Origin of the sequence: Aquabacter sp. (assembly GCF_965279295.1) — a bacterium.
GTDB lineage: Bacteria > Pseudomonadota > Alphaproteobacteria > Rhizobiales > Xanthobacteraceae > Aquabacter.
This window is the reverse complement of sequence record NZ_CBDIHQ010000018.1, coordinates 622,159-642,326: the sequence shown is the minus strand read 5'-3', so window position 1 is coordinate 642,326 and position 20,168 is coordinate 622,159. Positions and strand designations below refer to the sequence as shown.

At 62.4% G+C, this 20,168-nt stretch carries 15 protein-coding genes; 2 read left to right on the top strand and 13 right to left on the bottom strand.

Translation table 11 applies throughout. From position 1 onward, the window contains the following. Nucleotides 1-2: 2 nt before the first annotated feature. Both ADADO0_RS20920 and ADADO0_RS20915 read right to left on the bottom strand, forming a co-directional pair. Nucleotides 3-1,496, bottom strand: coding sequence for a carboxypeptidase M32 (locus ADADO0_RS20920; protein ID WP_511307122.1), 1,494 nt, complete (start codon nucleotides 1,494-1,496; stop codon nucleotides 3-5). A gap of 132 nt (nucleotides 1,497-1,628) precedes the next feature. Further along, nucleotides 1,629-1,979, bottom strand: a complete 351-nt coding sequence (locus tag ADADO0_RS20915) for a hypothetical protein (RefSeq protein ID WP_511307121.1) — start codon at nucleotides 1,977-1,979, stop codon at nucleotides 1,629-1,631. A gap of 262 nt (nucleotides 1,980-2,241) precedes the next feature. Here ADADO0_RS20915 and ADADO0_RS20910 point away from each other — a divergent pair, with 262 nt between their 5' ends. Together ADADO0_RS20910 and ADADO0_RS20905 are read left to right on the top strand one after the other, a co-directional pair. Continuing rightward, nucleotides 2,242-2,946: an outer membrane protein gene (locus ADADO0_RS20910; RefSeq protein ID WP_511307120.1), complete on the top strand. Its 705-nt coding sequence runs from the start codon at nucleotides 2,242-2,244 to the stop codon at nucleotides 2,944-2,946. 390 nt (nucleotides 2,947-3,336) lie between these two features. After that, a complete protein-coding gene (locus ADADO0_RS20905; protein ID WP_511307119.1) occupies nucleotides 3,337-3,681 on the top strand; it encodes a hypothetical protein in 345 nt (114 codons plus the stop codon). Nucleotides 3,682-4,519: 838 nt separating this feature from the next. Here ADADO0_RS20905 and ADADO0_RS20900 read toward each other — a convergent pair. From ADADO0_RS20900 to tssL, 11 genes are all read right to left on the bottom strand, one after another. Beyond that, nucleotides 4,520-6,079: a methyltransferase regulatory domain-containing protein gene (locus ADADO0_RS20900; RefSeq protein ID WP_511307118.1), complete on the bottom strand. Its 1,560-nt coding sequence runs from the start codon at nucleotides 6,077-6,079 to the stop codon at nucleotides 4,520-4,522. A gap of 37 nt (nucleotides 6,080-6,116) precedes the next feature. Continuing rightward, the gene (gene tssG / locus ADADO0_RS20895) at nucleotides 6,117-7,211 is read right to left on the bottom strand and encodes a type VI secretion system baseplate subunit TssG (RefSeq protein ID WP_511307117.1); all 1,095 of its coding nucleotides are present in this window, start codon (nucleotides 7,209-7,211) and stop codon (nucleotides 6,117-6,119) included. Next, nucleotides 7,175-8,998 carry a type VI secretion system baseplate subunit TssF gene (tssF, locus tag ADADO0_RS20890; RefSeq protein WP_511307116.1) on the bottom strand — a complete coding sequence of 608 codons (1,824 nt, stop codon included), beginning with the start codon at nucleotides 8,996-8,998 and terminating at the stop codon, nucleotides 7,175-7,177. Before tssF ends, tssG begins: the two co-directional genes overlap by 37 nt. Beyond that, the gene (gene tssE / locus ADADO0_RS20885) at nucleotides 8,998-9,444 is read right to left on the bottom strand and encodes a type VI secretion system baseplate subunit TssE (protein ID WP_511307115.1); all 447 of its coding nucleotides are present in this window, start codon (nucleotides 9,442-9,444) and stop codon (nucleotides 8,998-9,000) included. The genes tssF and tssE overlap by 1 nt, the downstream gene beginning before the upstream one ends. After that, nucleotides 9,441-10,241 carry a type VI secretion system accessory protein TagJ gene (locus ADADO0_RS20880; protein ID WP_511307114.1) on the bottom strand — a complete coding sequence of 267 codons (801 nt, stop codon included), beginning with the start codon at nucleotides 10,239-10,241 and terminating at the stop codon, nucleotides 9,441-9,443. Before ADADO0_RS20880 ends, tssE begins: the two co-directional genes overlap by 4 nt. Before the next feature lie 21 nt (nucleotides 10,242-10,262). Beyond that, entirely contained in the window at nucleotides 10,263-11,825 is a 1,563-nt protein-coding gene (gene tssC, locus ADADO0_RS20875) for a type VI secretion system contractile sheath large subunit (protein ID WP_511307113.1), read from the bottom strand. A 33-nt stretch (nucleotides 11,826-11,858) separates the two neighbouring features. Continuing rightward, nucleotides 11,859-13,349, bottom strand: coding sequence for a type VI secretion system contractile sheath large subunit (gene tssC, locus ADADO0_RS20870; RefSeq protein WP_511307112.1), 1,491 nt, complete (start codon nucleotides 13,347-13,349; stop codon nucleotides 11,859-11,861). A gap of 3 nt (nucleotides 13,350-13,352) precedes the next feature. Then, nucleotides 13,353-13,865, bottom strand: coding sequence for a type VI secretion system contractile sheath small subunit (gene tssB, locus ADADO0_RS20865; RefSeq protein WP_511307111.1), 513 nt, complete (start codon nucleotides 13,863-13,865; stop codon nucleotides 13,353-13,355). A gap of 89 nt (nucleotides 13,866-13,954) precedes the next feature. After that, complete coding sequence (gene tssA / locus ADADO0_RS20860) at nucleotides 13,955-15,106, bottom strand: type VI secretion system protein TssA (RefSeq protein ID WP_511307110.1); 1,152 nt, start codon at nucleotides 15,104-15,106, stop codon at nucleotides 13,955-13,957. 98 nt (nucleotides 15,107-15,204) lie between these two features. Continuing rightward, nucleotides 15,205-18,720, bottom strand: coding sequence for a type VI secretion system membrane subunit TssM (gene tssM, locus ADADO0_RS20855; protein ID WP_511307109.1), 3,516 nt, complete (start codon nucleotides 18,718-18,720; stop codon nucleotides 15,205-15,207). Between the two features lie 57 nt (nucleotides 18,721-18,777). Continuing rightward, nucleotides 18,778-20,127 (bottom strand): type VI secretion system protein TssL, long form, encoded by a 1,350-nt coding sequence (tssL, locus tag ADADO0_RS20850; RefSeq protein ID WP_511307108.1) that lies wholly within the window; start codon nucleotides 20,125-20,127, stop codon nucleotides 18,778-18,780. Nucleotides 20,128-20,168: the final 41 nt, after the last annotated feature.

Below are 20,168 nucleotides of genomic sequence, written 5' to 3'. Positions count from 1 at the left end.
GATCAGTGTTCGCTGGTGTAACGCCGGCGAAGGTGGGCGATGAACACCGAGGCGTCGAGCGGGCGCCCGGTTGCGCGGGTGAGGAGTTCGTCGGTCTCGTAGAGCGAGCCGAGGCTGTGGATGTTGGTGCGCAGCCAGCGGACCAGCGGGGCGAAATCTCCCTTGGCAATGCTCGGCATCATCTCGGGATCGGCCCGCTTGGCGGCGTCGAAAATCTGCGCTGCCGTCATGGCCCCGAGGCTGTAGGTGGGGAAATAACCCCATCCCCCGCTCGGCCAGTGGATATCCTGAAGGCAACCTAGCCGGTCGTTCGGCGGAACGATGCCGAGCAGATCCTTCATCATGCTGTTCCAGGCGTGCGGCAGCTCGGCGAGCGGCAGTTCGTCGGCGATCATCGCCTTTTCCAGCCGATAGCGCAGGATGATATGGGCGGGATACGTCACCTCGTCCGCTTCCACGCGGATGAAGCCACGCTGCACCTTGGTGTAATGGCGCAGCACCGCGTCCGCTTCCCACGCCGGCCCGGTGCCGCCGAAAGTTTCGCGCATGCGGGGCGCGGCGAAAGTGATGAATTCGCGGCTGCGGCAGGCCTGCATCTCCATCAGCAGCGATTGGCTTTCGTGAACGCTCATGGAGCGGGCCGCGCCCACCGGCTGGTGGAGAAATGCCTGCGGGCGGCCCTGCTCATAAAGAGCGTGGCCAGTTTCGTGCATCACACCCATGAGGGCGCGGGCGAAATCGCTTTCGTCGTAGCGTGTCGTGATGCGCACATCATTGTCCGCCCCGCCGCAGAACGGATGGGCCGAGACATCAAGACGGCCGCGCTCGAAGTCGAAGCCGAGCACATTCATCATGGCAAGGCCGAGCGCCCGCTGGGAGTCCACAGGGAACGGACCTTCCAGCGGGGCCACAGCCGGTAAGCGGGCTTGATATTCCAAGACCTCCTCGGTGAACCCGGGAAGAAAGGCGGCGAGATCGTCGAAAATCCCGTCGATCCGCGCGGACCGGCCGCCCGGCTCGTAGTCATTCAGCAGGGCATCATAGGTGGAGAGGCCGAGCCGCTCGCCTTTGGCGCGGCCGATCTCCCGCTGAAGACGCAACACTTCGCCGAGATACGGCAGGAGGGCCGGGAAGTTGGAATCTGCCCGCGCCTGACGCCATGCCATTTCGCAGGCGGACACGGCCTTGCTGGAGGCTTCCACCAGATCTGCCGGCAGCACCGTATCCACGGTCCAGACGCGACGAATCTCGCGCAGGTTCGCGCGCTGCCAGTCGTCGAGGTTGGTATCCGCGTCGGCTGCTTCCAGCCAATCTCCGATGCGCGGGTCGGTAACGACGCCGTGCTGCATCACCCGCAGCAGCGCGAGGCTGTCAGCCCGTGTGCCGATGGAGCCTTTCGGCATCATCGTGTCGCTGTCCCATTGAAGAATGCCGATGGCGTTCGACAGCGCCGATGCGCGGCCGAAATGGGATGAAAGCTCGGAATAGGCGGTCATCATCTCTCCCCGCCGGCTTAAGCCGGACTGTCAGCCTCAGGCTGCTTTGTGGTTCCCTATGAGGCTGGGTGAAGCCTTTATCTGGATGCGCAGCCGGGCAGGGCGCCCGTCGCAGCCGGAATTGGTGTGTGTTCAGGCGGCCTTGGGTGACTTCGAAGCGAGCAAGGCCGCCTCGATGGCCTTGATGAGGCCGGCGAATGCCTCGGGGTTGGTGGCCGCGTTGGTGAGTTCCGTCGCCCAGTTCGGATTGCGCAATGTGTAGGTGGTGAACGCCGAATGCGCGCCCGTCTTGGTCAAAAGATGGTCGGACACGCGGGAGGGGAGCGCCTCCTGCACGAAGAACAGAAGGCTGTGATGCGCCTTAGCGAACTGCGCGATCGCCGCCGCGGCGCCCTCATAGTCGTCGGCGCGGATGAGATCCGAAACCTGATCGATGAACGCGAGGACCTCGGGCTTCCGCCCGGAGACGCTTGAGCCAGCCATTTCAATCTCTCCCACACATATTGGGCGCCGGCCGTTTATGGCGGCGCCAAAGCCTTAAGCCATGATGCGTCATAGCTGAAGGATTGTGCCAGCGCACTTACGCTCCCGGCAGGAGCCGCACGCCGGCTCCACCTAAGCTGTACGCGCTGAGAGTGTGGCAAAAATATCAACGCCCGTGAAAATGACATGGAAGGCATGAAACCAATGCGACCAACTTCCGTGCTAGGACGTTCCCATCATGATCGCACTTGAGGATCTCCAAATGAAAAAAATTCTTCTGTCTGGCGTCGCACTCGCCGTTCTCTCCTTCCCGGCCGCTGCCGCCGACCTCGCACGGGCCTATCCCGTGAAGGCTGCCCCTGTTCTGGTTCCGGTGTTCTCCTGGACCGGCTTCTACATCGGCGGCAACGTCGGTTGGGCATGGCAGAACAACGACCTTTCCATCTCCCCAGTCTTCGGCGCCCCCACCAACTCGGTGAACATCGGTGATGCCAACGGCTTCACCGGCGGCTTCCAGGCCGGCTACAATTGGCAGTTCGCCAACAATGTCGTGCTCGGCATTGAGGCTGACGTTCAGTGGGCCGATATCGGTTCCAACAGCGCCGCCATTGTCCCGTTTGGCCCGTTCGCGGCCGGCGTGACCAGCAGCAGTCTCGACACCTACGGCACGATCCGTGCCCGCGTCGGTTATGCCTATGATCGCCTGCTGCCCTACATCACCGGCGGCGCCGCTTGGGGCCGTTCGGATTACGGCAACATCTATGGCGTCAGCACCTCGGAGACCAACTGGGGTTGGGTCGTCGGCGCTGGCCTGGAATACGCCTTCACCAACAACTGGACCGCGAAGATCGAGTACCAGTACATCGATCTCGGCGGCAGCAACTATACCATTCCCTCCACGGGCGGTTCGATCAGCGCAGACAGCCAGCTGAACGTTCTGAAGGTGGGCGTGAACTACAAGTTCTGATCCTATCGCATTGCAGCAAACGCGACCGCCTCCGGAAACGGAGGCGGTCGTTTTTTGTGCATAGACTGAGTGGCGCATTCTTAGGCACAAGGATAATCAACCTAAACTGGACTTGGTCCACTGTAATCGGCTATGACGCGGAAATAGAGTTCACCGCTGCCTGTGTTTTTTCGCTGGCAGAGGGGAAACGTCGGTTTCGCTCATACAAACGAGGCCGAGGAATCGGACTTTGAAGACCATGGAATGACCATTCGGAACAGGCTGGAACTGCACGTTTTTCTGTGATCCGCACAGGTTGCGGCCGACCGAAAATCAGCACTCTTGCCGTGGCCGATTGAACGACATTTGACGTCTTCAAAAAACCAAGACTAGAACCTTAGGGGATAAGACATGAGTGAAGATAAGACGGCGGTTGACGCCATTGTTGATGTTTCGATCGATGTGGAGCGTGGCCTCGACCGGCTGAAAGACACCTTCCGTGATCGCAAGTTCCGCGAAGCGGTGGAGCTTCTGAACGACGAGCAGAAGGCCGAACTTCTGTCAGCCGTCACCACGCTTTCGGACGCACTGGCGGCCCGGAACACTGAGTTCTCGGCCCTGTTCGAGAATTGGGAAGCCTTTGACGCCGAGCGCGAGAAGCAACTCGCTGCCGAGCCCGAAGTGCCCGTCGCTGCCGCGCCCGAGCTTCAGCCGGAACCCGCGTTCCAGCCGGAACCGAACGTCCAGAATTCCTGAGACCAGGTTTCCGTCCTGGGGACGGAATGACCGCGAGTTTGTGATTAGTGCCCGGCCGGAAACGGTGTCGGGCACTTTTCATTTGCGAGGCAGCATATGCACGTCTGGCGTCTGTACGTGATTGCCTCCACGCGAGAGGGAGAGGGGACCACCTCGGGTTAGCCACGTTACGAGCCCGTATGTCAGACGTGCCAGCCGGGAGGGCGGAGGAAGGGGTCGGTACGCTCCGTCATCGCATCTGTCCCCCCAGAATGCCGCCTTCATTTTGCGGGGTGCCTAAGATCGCTCGAGCATGCCGTATTTTCTGGGAGCCCGGAACCAAGTCTTCGGCTTCAGCGTTTTGCGCGCGGTAAGCCGGGATATTGACGATGCAATCTGGACAGGACAGGCCGCTTTTCATGTCGCTTATGCAGCATCTGAGGATTGGTCGGGCCAAGAGTCTCGCGTCAGCCATCGCTGCATTTCTGGCGGCTCAAAAGGATCGCCCGATTTACGTGACGCAGCCCAATTCCCCTGTAAAGCAGCGCGCTCAAGTAAGCCGTTAGCTCACCGGTTCTAAGACGGAAGGGTGCTGGGCGAGGATGCGAAATCGCGTCATGCAATCCATACCACACGGCACAATAGCCACGCCCATGCTCGGTCCGCTATCCGTCATTTCAGCGACGAAGCTGCTCGGTTCCAACGCTGAACAGCATGGTGGCGGCGAACACGGCTGCGATAATGCCAAACGCTGCGATTTCCATTGGCAGACCCCATCGGCTTGTTGCCAATGCTTAACAATGGATTGACGCCTAAGTTCCGGCTTAGTTCAGGAAAAGATGAGGTAGAGCGGCGCCCCCTAGAAAACCTTTAGCTGGTCCCATAGGGGTAGCCGCCGGGCGAAACACCAGTCGACGCTTTCAGCCACGACCGCAAGCTGAGCTTCCGCGCTATCTATGGTCTTTCCATCCTTCTGCAGTGGCACGCCGCCTGCCCGCACTCGCGCGGCGACGTGGGATATAACGGCATCTGAGTTGCGCGCCGTCCCGGTGGCGATGGCGTCGAACACAAGGGCCTCCATGGTCTGCAAGGTCAGGCCTGAGCCCGTTAGCGGTGCAGCGATGGAGGCGAAGGCGGCTCTCTGCTCCGCCACTTCGCGCGTCGCCGCGCGGTTCAGTGCGCTGGCACCGGCGTTCCGTCCAGTTCCCAATCCCCATGGTACGATCTGGGCCTGGCCTGAGCCGACCAGGATGCCGGCGATTTCCAGGGCCGACGGGGCGCCCGTGAGGTCCGAGAGGGCCGGAAGGTCTACCAATTCCCCCAGAGTGTGCGGCCGCTGCGCGAGCGCGGTGAAGATCGGCTCGTAATGGTGTCTGGGCAGTTCGGCCTTGCCGACGGGAACGTCCAGCGAAAACTGGACGTCATCCGGCGGTATGGTCAAGACCATGGCAAAAGCCTTGAGCTTGGCATCCCGCACGGCATCGGACAGCTTGCGAGCCCCGCGAACATAGACATCGCGGCGAAACGGCTTGTTGACCAGATAGTCCTTCAACGTCTCGCGCAGCGGGCCGGGCGGAACCTGTTCAAGCGCCTGCTTCTGATCGGGACGGAAAGACAGGTCCGAAAAGGCATCCAGCACGCCGGACGAGCCGACATAGTTCAGTTTGGCCGGAATGAGCTGCTTTGCAGTGTCCATATGATACTGCGGTTGCCAGCCGCTGTTGATGTATTCATGCGCCAGATACACCGCGCGGTGAGGCCCTGCGGCTTTGCTGTTCGCGCCATTGCGTATGTAGTCGATGAGATCCTTGTTCCCCAGCGCGCCGGCGCCGCATTTCTGAAGCTCCTCGATCCAGTCCAGGCCTTTCAGAATGGCCTCGTCGCTGCGCGCGTGGCCAAGATTGGCGTGTTCGTAGAGCAGGCGCTGGATCGGGAGCAGCGTGGTCCACCCGGGCATAGCGTTGTAGGTAATCGAAACCAGTCCGCCGGGCTTGACCTTCTGTTTGAGAAACTGGGTGATCTGTGCCCGCTCGGCAGCGCCGATCCAGGACCAGACGCCGTGCATCGTGACCATGTCGAAATCCGGCAGGTCGCGTTTTTCCAGCATCTCCTCGAAACTGAGTTCGAGGAACTCGATGTTCGCAAGGCCGGCGTCGCGCGCCACCTGACTGCCACGCGCGATGTGGGCCGGATTGAAGTCCATGGCCACCACATGCGCCTTGGGGTTGGCGGCTGCGATGATGTTCGCGGTGACGCCCTGGCCGCACCCGAGTTCGCAATAGGAGAAGGGGCCGCCGATGTCAGGTGGTTCGACCCCGTTCAGAAGGCACGCAAGAGCAAGATGCGCGGGCGTCTGCTCGACATAAAGGCCCGGCAGATACTCGATATCGGAAACGTAACCGGACGCCCAATTGGCCATGGCGCTTCTGTCCCTTTGACGATGTTGTTTTGTGGGCTCAGCCGAGGCTGCCGATAGAAAAGATTGCGTCGGAGCGGTCCACGGGGCTGTCCGCGCTCAATATCCAAGCCATTTGCCCGAGCCTCGCACCGCCGAGATCGTCCTCGTCGACCGCGAGCCGAGCGGCTGGAACGTTCCTGGCCTTGACGATCACATTGACGTCGAAGCTGAACTCCAGCCCGCAGAACATCTGAACGAGATCCGCTACGAGGTTGGCGCGCGGCTGGCCGGGAAGCAGCGAAATGAGTTGCTCCTGGCTCACAGGCCCGACAGTGATGCGAAAATGGTCCTGCGCCACCCAACTGCGGTCGCCGACCATGGCGCTGGCGTCGAGCTGGGTGTGAAGCCCGCTTCCCTCATACGCGCCGCCGAGGCGGGTCTGTTCCAGAGGGGGCACGGACACCCAGCCGCCGACGAACGGGAGAACACGCACCTCTTGTCCCAGTTCGCTGGTCAGCAAGGCTTCCAGCGCGGCCAGCGACCGGGTCTGCGCGCTGAACAGTCCGGCATGGTGGACGATGGTGTCGTCGGAAATCGCCAGGCGGTTGGACATTCCGGGCGAAAAGATGCCGGCCAAAGCCTTCAGTGCGACGGTGAAGGAATTGGCCTCCTCGCTTGTCAGCGAATCTACGTGTTTTCGGGACAGGGCGATGCGGTATTTGGAGGAGGCGTTGCAGAACAGCGTCACCGCGCGGTGGTGGAAGATGTCGATGAAATTGCGCAGCGCCTCGTCGTTGTTGTGCGTCGAGGAGACCACATGCGTCGTGTAGCTGTAGGGCAGGACGCCCATCGGCCCGAGCAGGCCGATCAGCGAGATGGTGAGTTCCAGATTGCCCCGCGCCGTCTCCTTTGCCCGCGTGATCGCGCTGCCGGGATAACGTAACGAGGTGTCGCTTACAAACTTGACGGCATGCAGGTCCATGCGGCCGTCCTCGTCCGTGGGCGCCATGTCCTGCGGCTCCCCGGCCGCCTCGGATTGAAACGCCTGCACCCCCTCCAGCACCCGGACCGCCTGCACAAGATCGAAACTGTGCGGCGCCTCCAGGAGGGAGCGGATTACAGGAGAGGACGATAGCCTACGCGCGCCGGCCATGTGCGAAGCGTTCCTGGTTTCCCCTTCACCGTGGCGGTGAGCCGGGTGAAGGAATTGATGGATACGTGCAGCCCGAAGAACTGGTCCAGGACCATTCCGAACAGGAACAAGCTGCTGCCGGTGAAGTTCGCGGGATCGAACTCGACGGTGAGATCGATGCCACGGCAAATGGCGTCGCCCCAGGTGACGTCGCCCGGCCGGCGCGGTGCACGCGCGGTGCCACGGGTGGCGGACAGGGCTGTTATGCCCTGGATCATCCGCTTGGTCTCGGGAGAGCCACGGAAATCATAGAGCTGCAGAATTTCCTGCAACGCCTCCAGGCCCTCGGGCCCCACCAGCGACAGATGGTTTAGCAGCAGATGCGACATGAGGCGCCAGTTGCGCCCGCCGGCATCGCTCACGCGCAAGGTCGGGGTCAACGGGGATAGGCAGTGGACGCTTTCCACCGTGGCCCGTCCCTGGACCGGCACGAAGATGGGATGGCCGCCGCCATATGGCAGCTTGGAGGGCAAGTCACGGTTCAGGCAAAGGGTATCGGCCGAGACCACGAGATCGGTGCGCGTGAAGCCCGGATTAAGGTCGGAGAAGGAGAGATAGGCCTCCGTGCCGGGAATACGCCCCTCGGCACGGCGCCGGGACATGGACCAATAGGCGGGGCGCTCCGTCTCGTCGGTATGCAAGGAGCGGGAATAGAACGGCTGGATCGGCCGTCGCCGTCCGTCGGCATCGCTAGCAGTCACGCCGAGAAGAGAATGAACCTCCAACGCCTCCTGCCGGCGGGCGTCCGGCATGACGCGGTATTCCAGCCGGTTCTGGGCCGCGATGACCGGCTCCGCCCTTTGCCGGAACAGATTGACGATCGGCGTGCACCCGAGCGCGAACGCATCTTTCGAGAGGCCGCGCTCCAGCGTCATGTCGCTCTTGTTGAAATAGAAGAAGACGTGCAGCTCGGAGCCGGCACCGCGCAGCACCTTCGCCGAGAGGTCGATGTCGAAATACAAAAACTTGTCCGGGAAGACGAAGAACTCGGTGAGCGTCCGATACGCCGGCTGGGACTGCGGCGCGTAGGGCAGGATTGTCTCATCCGGCGCAAAACCCACAGGCTGAACAGCGCTGGGCGGCAGGAACACGGGATTGGGGTCGTTCGGCGAATCCGCGAGCGCGATCGAGATGGTGTGGTTGAAGATCATCTCGTGGAGGGTGTAGGCGTGCGACGCCTGCCCCCGCAGGAAGACCCGCAGGCGGTCCGGCTGAAGGTCCGAGAATGTGGTGTCCGGCGCGGTGCAAGTGAGTGAGAGGCGCAGCGTCGAATAGGCGCCCTGGGCCCTCGGATTGGGCGGCGCGATGATGGGACGTCCCCGCAGCGCCGCCTCTGAAATGGTGATTGGCCAGAGGGTGACGGGATATCGCGTCCTGAACCGGCAGGTCTCGCCGTCTACGGGTTCGGAATCCAGCTCTGTATCAACTGGGATCTCCTGCGGAACCGTGACTTCCGCCTTCTGCTTGAACTGCACCGTCGCCATGGACGGGATCGGCGCGAGATAATGGGGGTAGAGAACCTCCAGGAGCGTGTCGACCAGTTCGGGAAATTCGTCGTCCAGCTTGCGGGCAACGCGGGCGTTCAGAAAGGCAACGCCCTCCACCAAACGCGCCACATGCGGGTCGTCGATGGCATCTCCGCTCAGGCGCAGGTTTCCCGCGATCTTGGGATGGCGGGCCGCGAACTCCTCCGCCATTCGGCGCAGATAAAGCAGTTCCTTATTGTAGTACGGAAGCAGTTCGTCCATCAGGCCCCCGCAGTGGTCAGCGTGACCATATTGCTGATCGGGTCGATAATGGTGTTGAAGAACACGGGCTCGGCTTCCGACTCCACCATGATCTGAACCTCAATCCGCATGCGCAGCGAGCGGTCTGCAGGGTCCGCATTGGGGAGAGCGAAGATTTTCATGTCGGCCAGGCGTGGCTCAAGGCGCCGGATGGTTTCTCCGATCTGCTCCACCACCGCGGCCCGCATCTGTTCCGTCGAAAGGTTGGAGGTGGAGAGTTCGACAATGCCGTAATTGAACAGCGACGCGTCGAGTTCGCCCAGTTCCGCACCCCAGCCGATAACGCGCTGGGGTGTGTTCAGCAGGTCTTCAAGATCGCGTTTAAGCCCATCACGGACGCGCTTCACCACATGCCCGTCATCTCCGTAGAGGCGGTCGAGCAGCGAAGGGCCAATGGCGGGGCTCATGCGGCGTTGAATATGAGGTGGCGCAGTTCACCGATGCTCACGCTCTCGTCCCCCACCAGGAAGCAGCGCAGGCCCTCGCCGCGCACGCAATCCGGTGCGACGTCCAGCCAATTGCTCTCGCGGCCGAGAAGGATGGCATCGCGCGGAGCCGCCTCGGTCACGGGATAGATGGCGGGGATGACCACTTCACCTTCAGGGCCGCCACGCACGCTGATCTGCGCCGTGCACCATGCGGCGTCGAGGGCGCGCGCACGGGGTTTGAACTCGATTTCGTCGACCTGCTCCATCGGAACCCAATAATATTTGCCGGTGGTGGTCATCACCTCGAGGATGCCGGCGGTCAGGTCGTCGAGGTCGCGGAAGTCGCTGAAGGGCACATCATTGTGGGTTCCGGTGATCACGGGCCGGGCCGCCTCGGCACGGGCAAGGTTCGCGCCCGCTTCGGCGGTACGGCCCGCGCGCAGATGCATAAGCGCCTCAAGGCGGATCACCACATGCTCCGGCGGGGCGGCGAGCAATTCCGGCGCGCGGCCTTCGGTCCACACCTGGCGGCGCGCCTGGTCCGCCCGCACCAGTTGGCGCAGAGTGTTGACCTGAAGCGCGGTGGTCATGTCCTGCTGGGCGATCGCCTCGAACTGGCGCTCCGCGCGATCAAGCTCGCCGGCGACGCACAGCAGTTCGGCCAGCTGGCTGCGAAGCTGGATATCCAGCGGCGCGGCCTTGACGGCGTCGTTCAACGCCAGGATCGCATCGCGAAGCCGGCCTTCTTCAAACATAAGCTTGGCTTTTGCGGACATCTGAAGAGACCCTGTTTTGAGCTAGTTGCGCGCCGATGCGATTGCGATATCGGTGATGAGCTTGAAGGTTGTGAAAATCTGGTCGAGCTGGAAATGCGGCCTAAGGTGCAGGGAGCAGGAGAAGGCGCCGGGACGCCCCGGAACAGCTTTCACCTCCACCCTGGCCTCGCGAAGCGGAAACCGCGCCTTCATCTCAGGTCCTGCATCGTCGTTGCCGAGGCAATAGCTATGCAGCCACGTCTGGAGGTCGTTCTCGCACGCTTCGGCTGTGATGTAGCTACCGATCCGGTCACGGACCCGAACCTTGGCGAAATGGGCGAAGCGCGACACGCACAGAATGTAGCGCAGCATGGCGGAAATGCGGGCGTTCACATTGGCGATCGGGCTGTCGTAAGTGGGCACTGACTGCATGGACACGCTGGTCTGGAACACGAGCCGGGACGTGTCCTTGCAGACCTTGAGGTTCATCATCCCCAATTCCCAAAGGTCCTGCTCGATCTCGGCGGGGATAGCCAACTCACAGGCGAAGCGTTCCACCAGGCCGGGCGCATCGGTTTCCGCGCTTGGTGCGACGAGGCGGGCGACGATGCCGTGGTCCACCTCGTCGCGGCGGGAGCCGCAAATATCCGCGAACCAGCCATGCAGGTGGAACGAGCGGATCAGCACTTCGCCGAAGGCGTAAACCGCGCTGCCCCAGCACCATTGGTCATGGCTCAGCCCGTGCAGATCCTCCCGATAGCGGAAGGCGAGCCCGTGCGCGACATCATGGGTATAAGGCGCGCGCATCAGGACGCGCGGCAGAACCAACCCTAGGAAACGGGCGTCCTCCATCTGCCGCAAGCGGGCAAAGCGCAGGTATTCGGGGGAGCGAAACAGCCCGGAGAGCGTGGAAACGTGGTCGAGATCGCAGAAGCTGTCGAGGCCGAGAAGGCGAGGCGATGCCCCGAGAATGGCGGGCGCGAACGCGGCGGCGGCGACACCTGCGAGGCCCGTGAGCGTCGCGACGTCGTCCACCGGTAGTTCCTTCGTCGGGCGATGGCGAATTTCGTAGTCGCAGAGCAGCACTCCGAAGGGCAGACCGCCCGGCATGCCGAACTCGTTGCTGTAGACCTTCTGGAAAAGGTGGCTCTGGTCGAAATCCGCCGCGCGCTCGAAATCGACGGCAACTTCGTGCCACGAGATATTGAGAGCCTTGATCACGACCGACTGTGCCGCGCTCGCGCACGCCGCGAGATAGGACAGGCCGCGCCAGGAGGCTTCCAGCTTCTGGAACCGAGGCTGGTGGAGAACGGCATTGAGCTGCTCGGACAGCATTTCGTCGAGGAATGCGATGTCGCGCTCGATGGCACCGATCAGCGCATCGGTGTTGGCGAGGTTGTCGATATCCCCCTTGAACCAGTCGCGAAGCGCAACCAGCGGGTCCTTGCTTGAGAGAAAGGCGTCGAGCCTTTGAGACGGCAGGCGGCCGAGCGCCATGTCCACGGCCAAACGCCGCAAGGCGCGCCGGGGCGCGCCTTGCGGATCTTCGTTCTGCCCCCCCGGCACGAAGACATGCTCCGTGGTCCGGGAAGAGATGGACGTCATGTCCACAGTGTCATCCCAAACAGGCGACGCGGGCTAGGAGGCCGCAGGGATGCGCGCCACCATGCGCAGCGAGGTTGTCAGTTCTTCCATCTGCAGCCACGGACGCAGCCATGCGACCGCGTTGTAGGAGCCGGGCATGCCTGGAATCTCGCGCACTTCCACCTTGGCTTCCGCCAGCGGGTACTTGGCCTTCATTTCCTGACCTGCGTCGGGATTGCCGTTCACGTAATTGATGATCCAGCGGTTGAGCCAAGCCTCGCAGTCGCTCGCTTCCATGAACGAGCCGACCTTGTCGCGTCCCATGATCTTCAGATAATGGGCGAAACGCGAGGTCGCCATGATGTAGGGCAGGCGGGCGGAAATGGCGGCATTCGCCGTTGCTTCCGGCCGGTCGTACTTCTTGGGCTTCTGCGTCGTCTGGGCGCCGAAGAACACCGCATAGTCCGTGCCCTTGTAGTGGCACAGCGGCAGGAAGCCGAGCTTGGAAAGCTCTGCTTCGCGGCGGTCGGTGATGCCGATCTCGGTGGGGCACTGCTGGTCGGTGTCGCCATCATCCGAAACGAAGACGTGGCTGGGCAGGTCGCTGACCTTGCCGCCGCCTTCGGCTCCGCGAATGGCGGTGCACCAGCCGTACTGCGCGAACGCGTCCGTAAGGCGCGCACCCAGCACGTAGGACGAGTTCATCCAGCAATAGTCTTTGTGGCCCATACCGTGGGGCGCGCCGTCGACGATCGGGCTTTCCTCGTAGTCGAATGCCTCGACCGGCTTGGTGTCCGACCCATAGGGCAGGCGGGCCAGCGTGCGGGGCATCGTCAGCGTCACGAAGCGGGAATCCTCAGATTCCCGGAAGCTGCGCCACTTGGCATATTCGATCGAGTCAAAAATCTTCTCGAGGTCACGCGGCTTGGAGAGTTCCGTGAACTCGTCGAACCCGAACAGCTTGGGGCTCGCCGCCGTCACGAACGGAGCGAACGCCGCCGCCGCCACGCTGGACATCTGGGTGAGAAGCTCGATGTCCTCGGGATGGCTGGTGAATTCATAGTCGCCGATCAGCGAGCCATAGGGTTCACCGCCGGGGCTGCCGAATTCGGATTCGTAGATCTTCTTGAAGATCACGCTCTGGTCGAATTCAGACGCCTTCGTCAGGCTCTTGTAGAGTTCACGCTTGGTGCAGTTCAGGGCGCGGATCTTCAGGCTGCTGCCGGTCTCGGAGTTCGAGACCAGATACTTCAACCCCCGCCATGTGCCTTCCAGCTTCTGGAAGTCTGGATGGTGCATCACCGCGTTCAGCTGGGTCGACAGCTTGGCGTCGATCGCCGTGATCGCGTTGTTGATGGTCTGTGCGAAGTTCTTGGAATAGGTAACCGTACCCGACAAAGCTTCCTTCGTCAGGGTCTGGAGCAATTCCTTCGTGCGGTCGGGATCGGTCTGCTTGGTGGCAGCGATCGCCTGATCGAGGAAGGAGACTTCGGTCGTGCCGGTAGCAGCTTCTGCTGCCTGTCCTTGGGTTTCAACAGCGGCCATCGGTCAACCCTCCGTGGTTTCTTTGTTGACCCCGAGCTGCTCGCCCAACGTCTTCAACTGTTCTTCATTGGATAGAATCTGCTCGAGAAGAGCCTCGAGGTTTTCCGACCGGTCAGCTTTGGAAAGGAGGTCGCGCAACTGGTTGCGCACTTCCATCAGCTTGCGCAGAGGCTCCACGCGGGCCACCACGGCGGCCGGCTCGAAGTCGTCCATGGACTTGAAGCTGAGTTCGACCGACATTTGGCTTCCGTCGTCCGCCAGGGTGTTGTCCACCTTGAGCTTCAGGCCGGGGGTCATGCGGGCCAGGACCTGATCGAAATTGTCACGATCGATCTGGATGAACTTGCGCTCGCTCAGCGGCTTAAGCGGCTCGCTGGGGTCGCCGGAGAAATCACCCATCACACCGACGACGAAGGGCAATTCCTTTTGGACCACTGCGCCTTCGGTTTCGACGTCATATGTGATGTGGACGCGCGGCTTGCGCACCCGATTCAGCTTCTCGTGTATACTGGCCATGGTGCGAAGCCCCCTCTGGGCAAAATGAAGTGTTACAGAATTCAGATGACGGTCACATCACGAAGCACTTCTGCTACTTCGTCGTTCCTTTAGCTTTCCTCATCCTGCGTATGCGTAGGTACGCGCAGGCCGGCCGCTATATAGAAATAGCGGCGCGCATCGGCGTCCACAATGAGTTCTTCGAGCAGTTCTCCGAGTGGCATCCTCGCGCGCCGCACGATCTCATCAAGCGTATAAGAAATCGGTGAGTGTGGCTCGCTCTTTCGGAAGAAGGCGGCAATCTCCGATATTTGGCGCAGCGCCTGCTCGCGGGTCAGGCCCTTTTTGGCGCTTTCTCCGGAAATTTCGGCCTGATAGGGCGTATCGCTCGGGTCCGCCTCTTCATCCGCGCTGCTTTCGCTCGCCTCGTCGGACGTGCCGGCCCCTATGGCCCGCGCGGCTTGCTCCAGCTTGGCGGAGGCGAAGAATTTCACCGCCTCCAAAATTCCCGTCAGCAGTGCGCGAATCGCCCCGGCCGGTGGTGAATCCACGCCGACCCTGGCCGCAAACGCATCCGAGACGGAATGGACAGCCTCCAGGGACGCTTCGATGCTTTCCACAAGCCCGGCATAGAATTTCCACGGTGTCTGCTGCACGGCAGCATTGAATGCATCAATGCTGAGACCGCCGTTGGAGAGCCGTGCCTCGCGCTTGCCGGCATCGGAAATCTGGCTGATTTCCATGGCCTGCTCGTATTGCCAGAAGGAATACGCTTCGCCACCGCCAGTCAGGGGAATTTTGCGGATCGGCTGGATCAGAGTGCCGTCGGAGCCCGCGCCATTGAGCGCGATGAAGGGGCTCAGCCTGGGTTCGTTTCCATCCTCGTCCGGCAGTGGGAAGATGCCGTCCCAGAACGTGTTGATCAGCCCTTCGGCCGCGACATATCCGGTGTAGAGGCCGGCGAAGCCATCGACGCGGACCAAGCCCTCGATCATCCAGGCGCAGACCTCAAGATCCTTGCCCACGCCGGCTAGCGTCTCGATGGAATTGTTGGCGACTTCCGTCCAGTCGTCGGTCGCAGCCGCCGCGTCGGGGTCGATGTCCAACGCGCGTTCCTTGCGCCGTGCGTTGGTCCGCGCATCCTTGATCTGCAGGAATAGCGACTGGCCGGACATATCGGAGCGCGGATCGACACCGCACGGCGCGTCCTCGCTGATCGGCGTCAGGATATGGCCGGGATCGAATGTGAGTTCAACGGGCATGGAATTCTAACCGGTCGGGAATGCACGGGGGACAGGACGACGCGCGCACGCTGCCCTGACGGTGGCGGCCGCCCACGGGCAGGGTGTGCCATCTCGCATCATCTGACCAGCGAAGGCAGGCATCGGAACCCCGTCAGAGGCGACTTCTGGAATGGATTGTTCACGCTTGCCGCATCCAGATTGAAGGTCGCGGAACGCTCACCCAGGATGATGCTGAACACGAAACGGTTCGCGCTCTCGCGCTTCAGCGTCCGCGCGCCTAGGAAGCGGAACAGCGCCCATGGCCCGTCATAGCTGACCGACGAGGGCTGGCCCTCGCTGGCGGCGCCGAATTCCACGCGGACACCGCCCACATTGCCCGGCCATTTCATCTGCACGGTCTGTGGCGGGCCATATTGGTAGCTGATGCCCTGGCCGTCGATGTCCAGCCGCACACGCATGGCCCCGGGGTCGAGATCACGCGGGGTCAGGCTGAAGGCCACCTGGGGAGCGGTCGCACCGGGTGCGAAAAAGAAGGTGCGGATCTTCGCCGCCTGCTCGAAATAACCCAGCGCCAGCGTCGTGACATTGGTGCGCGCGCCGGCATTGGCGAGAGGACGCCAGGGGCTGGAAATGGTGTCCACGAACGGCTTGAGCTGGCGGTCGAAAAACTTGTCCAACAAGCCATCGGGGCCAAACATACGTGTGAAGTCCGCCAGCGTCACGTCATTGGTCGAGGTGGAGAACGGATACTTCCCGTTGATGGCCACCTGGCAGAACGGCAAAATCTGCGATTGCCAGGCCGCGTCGAGATCGGTGCGGACGCCGGCGTCGGTGATGGACGAGGTCTGCCGCACCAACCCGAGGATGGAATCGGTCAGCGCTGGAGGGGCGCTCAGGGTGTTGAGCTTAAGCTGGCTGAGCACCTGCTGGTATGCCGGGCCGGTGGAGAGGTCCGTGACTTGGGTCGGATTGTTGCCGCCGACGCTGGCGGCTGGGCCGAGCAGAGCGCGCAACTGGCTCAAGGATTTCAGCACCTCATCCAGCGGGCTCGGCGAACCCGCGACAAAGCGGTGCAGATCGGCGAAATGCGCGGTGACGGAGGCGCCCAAGGTGCGCAGCCGAGACGTCGCTGCGGACAGCTCCGTAATGGCGGCGGCGACCTTTCCATCTTCCCCTGGCTTGGCGGTGGCGGGCGTCAACGTGGTCTGCTGCACCACCGCCTGGAGATAGGTGGCAAGCGGCGAGGGGGGACCGAGCAGGGACTGGAGCACCGAAATTTCCGACTGAAGACTGTCGAAAGGCGCGATTGTCACGTCGCTGATGAGGTTCTGCCAGGAGGAAATGTAATCGTTGACGTACAGGTCGGTCATATCCCGGCGCAACTGTTCGGTGCGTGAGATGTTGGGCGCCGCTGCGGTATTGCTCGGGATGCGCACCCAGTCTTCTTCCGCCAGCTCGGCGGCGATCTTGGAGATCGCGGGAAGCACGGTGTCGAAGAAGGCTTCCGATGTATACATACCCTCAATCGGGTCCGACAGCGGGCGGCCGGAGCGTCGCACCAGCGCATAGGGGGCGAGTGGGCCGGTGACATCCGTCAGCCGCCATGGGGCGAGTTGCACGATTTCCGGTATCTGCTGGAGCATCGCCATGCCACGGTTTGCCGGGCTATAGGCGTTCAGAGCCGTGCGGGCCTGCACCACCAGTTGGTCGTCCAACTCGATCGGCGGAAGCTTGGCATTGAGCAGGTTGGCGACATGCTCCAGCAAGGCGGAGCGCAGCGGTGCCTGGGCAGGGCCGGGATAGATGCTGGCGAAATACCGCCTCATCCAGTCCAGCACGGTTGCCTGGTCCATGGGACCGGCGCCGCCAAGCATGAGATAGACTTTGAGGGCGCCATACAGACTGCCCGGAGAGTTCATGCTCTCGCCGATTTCGGTCTGTAGCGCCGCCTGAAGGCGTGGCTGGAGCAGGTTTTCAAGGGCGTCGACATATTCCTGGCGCGTGATCGTCGACAGAAGGGTGGTCTGCGAGAGGCCGCCGGTCAGGTGGAAGGGGGTCTTGAGATCGGGACCCTGGCTCCAACCCGTCGGCAAGGCTTCCATCGCGTTCAGCGTCGGTAGGATCGAGGCGATATCGGCGTCGGAGGCCGAGCGGTTGCTCAGCCTGGCTTCGAGTTCGTTGATTGTGTCTTTGGCGCGCTCAGAGGCATATCTGAGGTCGGTGATGAGATAGCTGTTGCCGATGAAGCTGGTGATCCACCACGACACCAGAAGGACGGCGACAAGCGCGCCAGCGCCGATGCTGGCCATGCGGAAGGTCTTGGCCCGGCGCTGGGAGGTGGGGTCGCTCTCCACCAGCCCGGATTCTTTGAAAATCACCTTGTTCAGCAGGTCGTGGATGAACAGGCCAGTGCGCCGCGCATCCGCCATCTCGTCCACCACACCCTGAATGGCGAGGGTGTCGGTCTCCCCACGCGCAGCCGCGTGACCGGAACTGGTGAAGTAGATGCCGCGCAGCAGCAGCGGCCGCTCGAACGTGGTGGGCTTGAAGACATCATCGATGAGGTCGGCGATCAGCGGCTTCAGCGTCGCGAGATGCGGCACGAACATGAAGCAGTCGAAGCGTTCATCGACGCGGAAGGTCTGGTTGACCTGACTGAGCATGCGCGGCATCTGCCACTGCAGGAAATTATCGTACTCGGTCGCGAAGGTCGCTGCGAGCGACTTGCCCTTGGTCGTCTGGCCATGCTCGTCATAGAGCGGGAACGTGACCCCGAACACGCCACGGCGCTCGGTCTGGGTGAGATCCGCGCAGAACTCGTTGAAGCCGACCAACTGGTCGGCCTTGGCGAGGACGATATAGACCGGAACGCGCATCTTCAGGGTGCGTTGGAAGAACTCCAACTGTTCGCGCAGATCGGCATGGAACGAGAAGCGTTGCACGTCCGTGGCGCGCAGGATTTCCGCCAGGCTGAGGACCAGTATGATCCCGTTGATCGGCTGGCGCGGGCGATGGCGTTTCAGCAGATTCGCGAAGATGCCCCAGGTGTTGGGTTCCGGTGCCGTTACCAGCGGTCCGCGCGTCTCCACCAGCACGGCGCGGTCGGTGAATGAAAAATGCAGCGATCCCGCATTGATGCGGCCCTCGCGCGCTTCATTGAGAGGAAATCGTAGGTCGGAGGAGTGGATGAACGAGCTTTTTCCTGAGCCCTCGCCACCAATGATCCCGTACCAGGGCAGCGCGTATTTGTAGCGTTTGCCAAAAAAGCCGGACGGGCGAATGCGGCGCAGCATGGCCAAGGTGAGCTGGAAGCCGCGCTCCATGCTGTCCCGCTGGGACTTGGGAATCTCTTGGGCGTCGGCGATCTGGCTGGCCAGTGCCAAGCTCTGGCGATCTTGCCTCTGGTTGTCTTCCTCTTCCTTCTCACCGAGCAGCCAGACCACGCCGATGACACCGGCGACCAGCACGCCGACGAAGCACACCAGCAGACGCGCCACCGAAGTGGCCAGCGGGGCAACGGAGCCCACGGCGACCAGCGGCCCCCCAAACCACATCAGCAGGATGAAGGCGAGGGTCAGCGCCGCCAGGAGCACCCAGCGCCAGAACTTCCAAGTCGTCAGTATCTTTGGCATGATCTGGTTTTGCTGCAACTCTACTTTGTCGTGAGACTGTTTCGGGTGTGCAAACGCCTATTTGGGCGTGAGAACGATTTCGACGCGGCGGTTCTTCTGCCGGCCTTCTGCGGTCGCGTTGTCGCCGATCGGATCGCTGTCGCCCATGCCTTGCGACGTGACCCGGCCCGCATCGCCAAGAGCGGCGCCGAGGGTGGTCGCGACCGCTTGGGCGCGGGCGGCGGAGAGCACCTGATTGTTCGGATAGGTCATGGTGTTGATCGGCACGTTGTCCGAATAGCCAAGCACCATCACAGGTCCCGGATATTTGGCGAGCGCGGCGGCGATTTTCTTCATGACGTCGGGATACGGCGGCCGCAGCGCGGTGCTTGCGGTGGCGAACAGCTCCGAGGTGGTGCGGATAACGATATTGCTGTCGCGTCCGGCAACCGTGAGAAGCCCCTGCTTCTGCTCCGGCTCAAGGAATGTGGTGATGGCCTGTAACGGCGTTTCCCTTGGCACCGCCGGTGCGGCAGGGATGACGGGAACTGCCGCCTTGGGCTGTGGCGCCGCCACCGCCTCGGGACGCGCCGCCACCACCACCGGCCGCGGCTTCGGCAGCAGCGGGTCGGCCATCAGTTCCTTCACCTGGACTACGGCGACCATGGATTCGCGATGCAGGATGACGAAAAAGCCGATGAACAGGAGAAGCAGGCACAGGGCGAGGCCGCCGGCGCCCAAGGCGAACAGCCGAAAGTCGCGGGGGCCGCGCCCCTCTGCCGAGATGCCGCGCCAGGTGGGGGCCATTTCCGGCTTGATGCTGCCCTTCACGCTGCGCAGGAACTGATAAATGTCTCCCTTGATGCGCGTCAGTTCACCCGAGCCGCTCCCCGAGAGACGGTATTTGCCCTCGAAGCCGAATTCCATGCAGAAATAGTAGAATTCGATTTCCCGCGTCACCGCGTGGGGTGCGGCCATCATCTGGCTGAGCAGTGTATAGAAACGCTCGCCGCCCCATGTTTCCTGGAACAGAGCGGAGATCAGGGTCTTGGAGGACCAGTCGCTTTCCTTGCCCCATGCGGTATGCAGGACGCAATCGTCGGCGGTCGCCGCCAGTGCGTAGAGGATCAGCCGGGTGTGGTTGTGAGACAGGCCGCACGCGATGGCCTGCGACTCGAATGAGCGCAATTCCTCCAGCATCATCGGATGAAGCGAATCCGCATCGGCTGTCGTCTCCATCTGGGCGCGAACCAGAAGATCGAAGATCGGGACCGCGAGTGCGAGGCCAGGATTGTCGCGGTAGACCTCGCGGGTCGTGCGCACCGCCGCTTCCCTGTGGCCGTTGCCATAGACCGGCGGAGGATGCTGTACGGACGGCGTCTGCGCGCTATCGCCGACCTTGTCCACCATCGGAGCGGGACGCTCCACCTGCCGACCCCCGGCGCGGGGAGAGCTAGGCGCACGCGGAT

Coding starts and splice junctions, on each gene's coding strand:
- ADADO0_RS20910 (WP_511307120.1), top strand. CDS start 2,242: ATGAAAAAAATTCTTCTGTCTGGCGTCGCACTCGCCGTTCTCTCCTTC.
- tssG (WP_511307117.1), bottom strand. CDS start 7,211: ATGGCCGGCGCGCGTAGGCTATCGTCCTCTCCTGTAATCCGCTCCCTC.
- tssC (WP_511307112.1), bottom strand. CDS start 13,349: ATGGCCGCTGTTGAAACCCAAGGACAGGCAGCAGAAGCTGCTACCGGC.
- tssM (WP_511307109.1), bottom strand. CDS start 18,720: ATGCCAAAGATACTGACGACTTGGAAGTTCTGGCGCTGGGTGCTCCTG.
- ADADO0_RS20900 (WP_511307118.1), bottom strand. CDS start 6,079: ATGGCCAATTGGGCGTCCGGTTACGTTTCCGATATCGAGTATCTGCCG.
- tssA (WP_511307110.1), bottom strand. CDS start 15,106: ATGCCCGTTGAACTCACATTCGATCCCGGCCATATCCTGACGCCGATC.
- ADADO0_RS20905 (WP_511307119.1), top strand. CDS start 3,337: ATGAGTGAAGATAAGACGGCGGTTGACGCCATTGTTGATGTTTCGATC.
- tssB (WP_511307111.1), bottom strand. CDS start 13,865: ATGGCCAGTATACACGAGAAGCTGAATCGGGTGCGCAAGCCGCGCGTC.
- ADADO0_RS20915 (WP_511307121.1), bottom strand. CDS start 1,979: ATGGCTGGCTCAAGCGTCTCCGGGCGGAAGCCCGAGGTCCTCGCGTTC.
- tssE (WP_511307115.1), bottom strand. CDS start 9,444: ATGAGCCCCGCCATTGGCCCTTCGCTGCTCGACCGCCTCTACGGAGAT.
- ADADO0_RS20920 (WP_511307122.1), bottom strand. CDS start 1,496: ATGACCGCCTATTCCGAGCTTTCATCCCATTTCGGCCGCGCATCGGCG.
- tssC (WP_511307113.1), bottom strand. CDS start 11,825: ATGACGTCCATCTCTTCCCGGACCACGGAGCATGTCTTCGTGCCGGGG.
- ADADO0_RS20880 (WP_511307114.1), bottom strand. CDS start 10,241: ATGTCCGCAAAAGCCAAGCTTATGTTTGAAGAAGGCCGGCTTCGCGAT.
- tssF (WP_511307116.1), bottom strand. CDS start 8,998: ATGGACGAACTGCTTCCGTACTACAATAAGGAACTGCTTTATCTGCGC.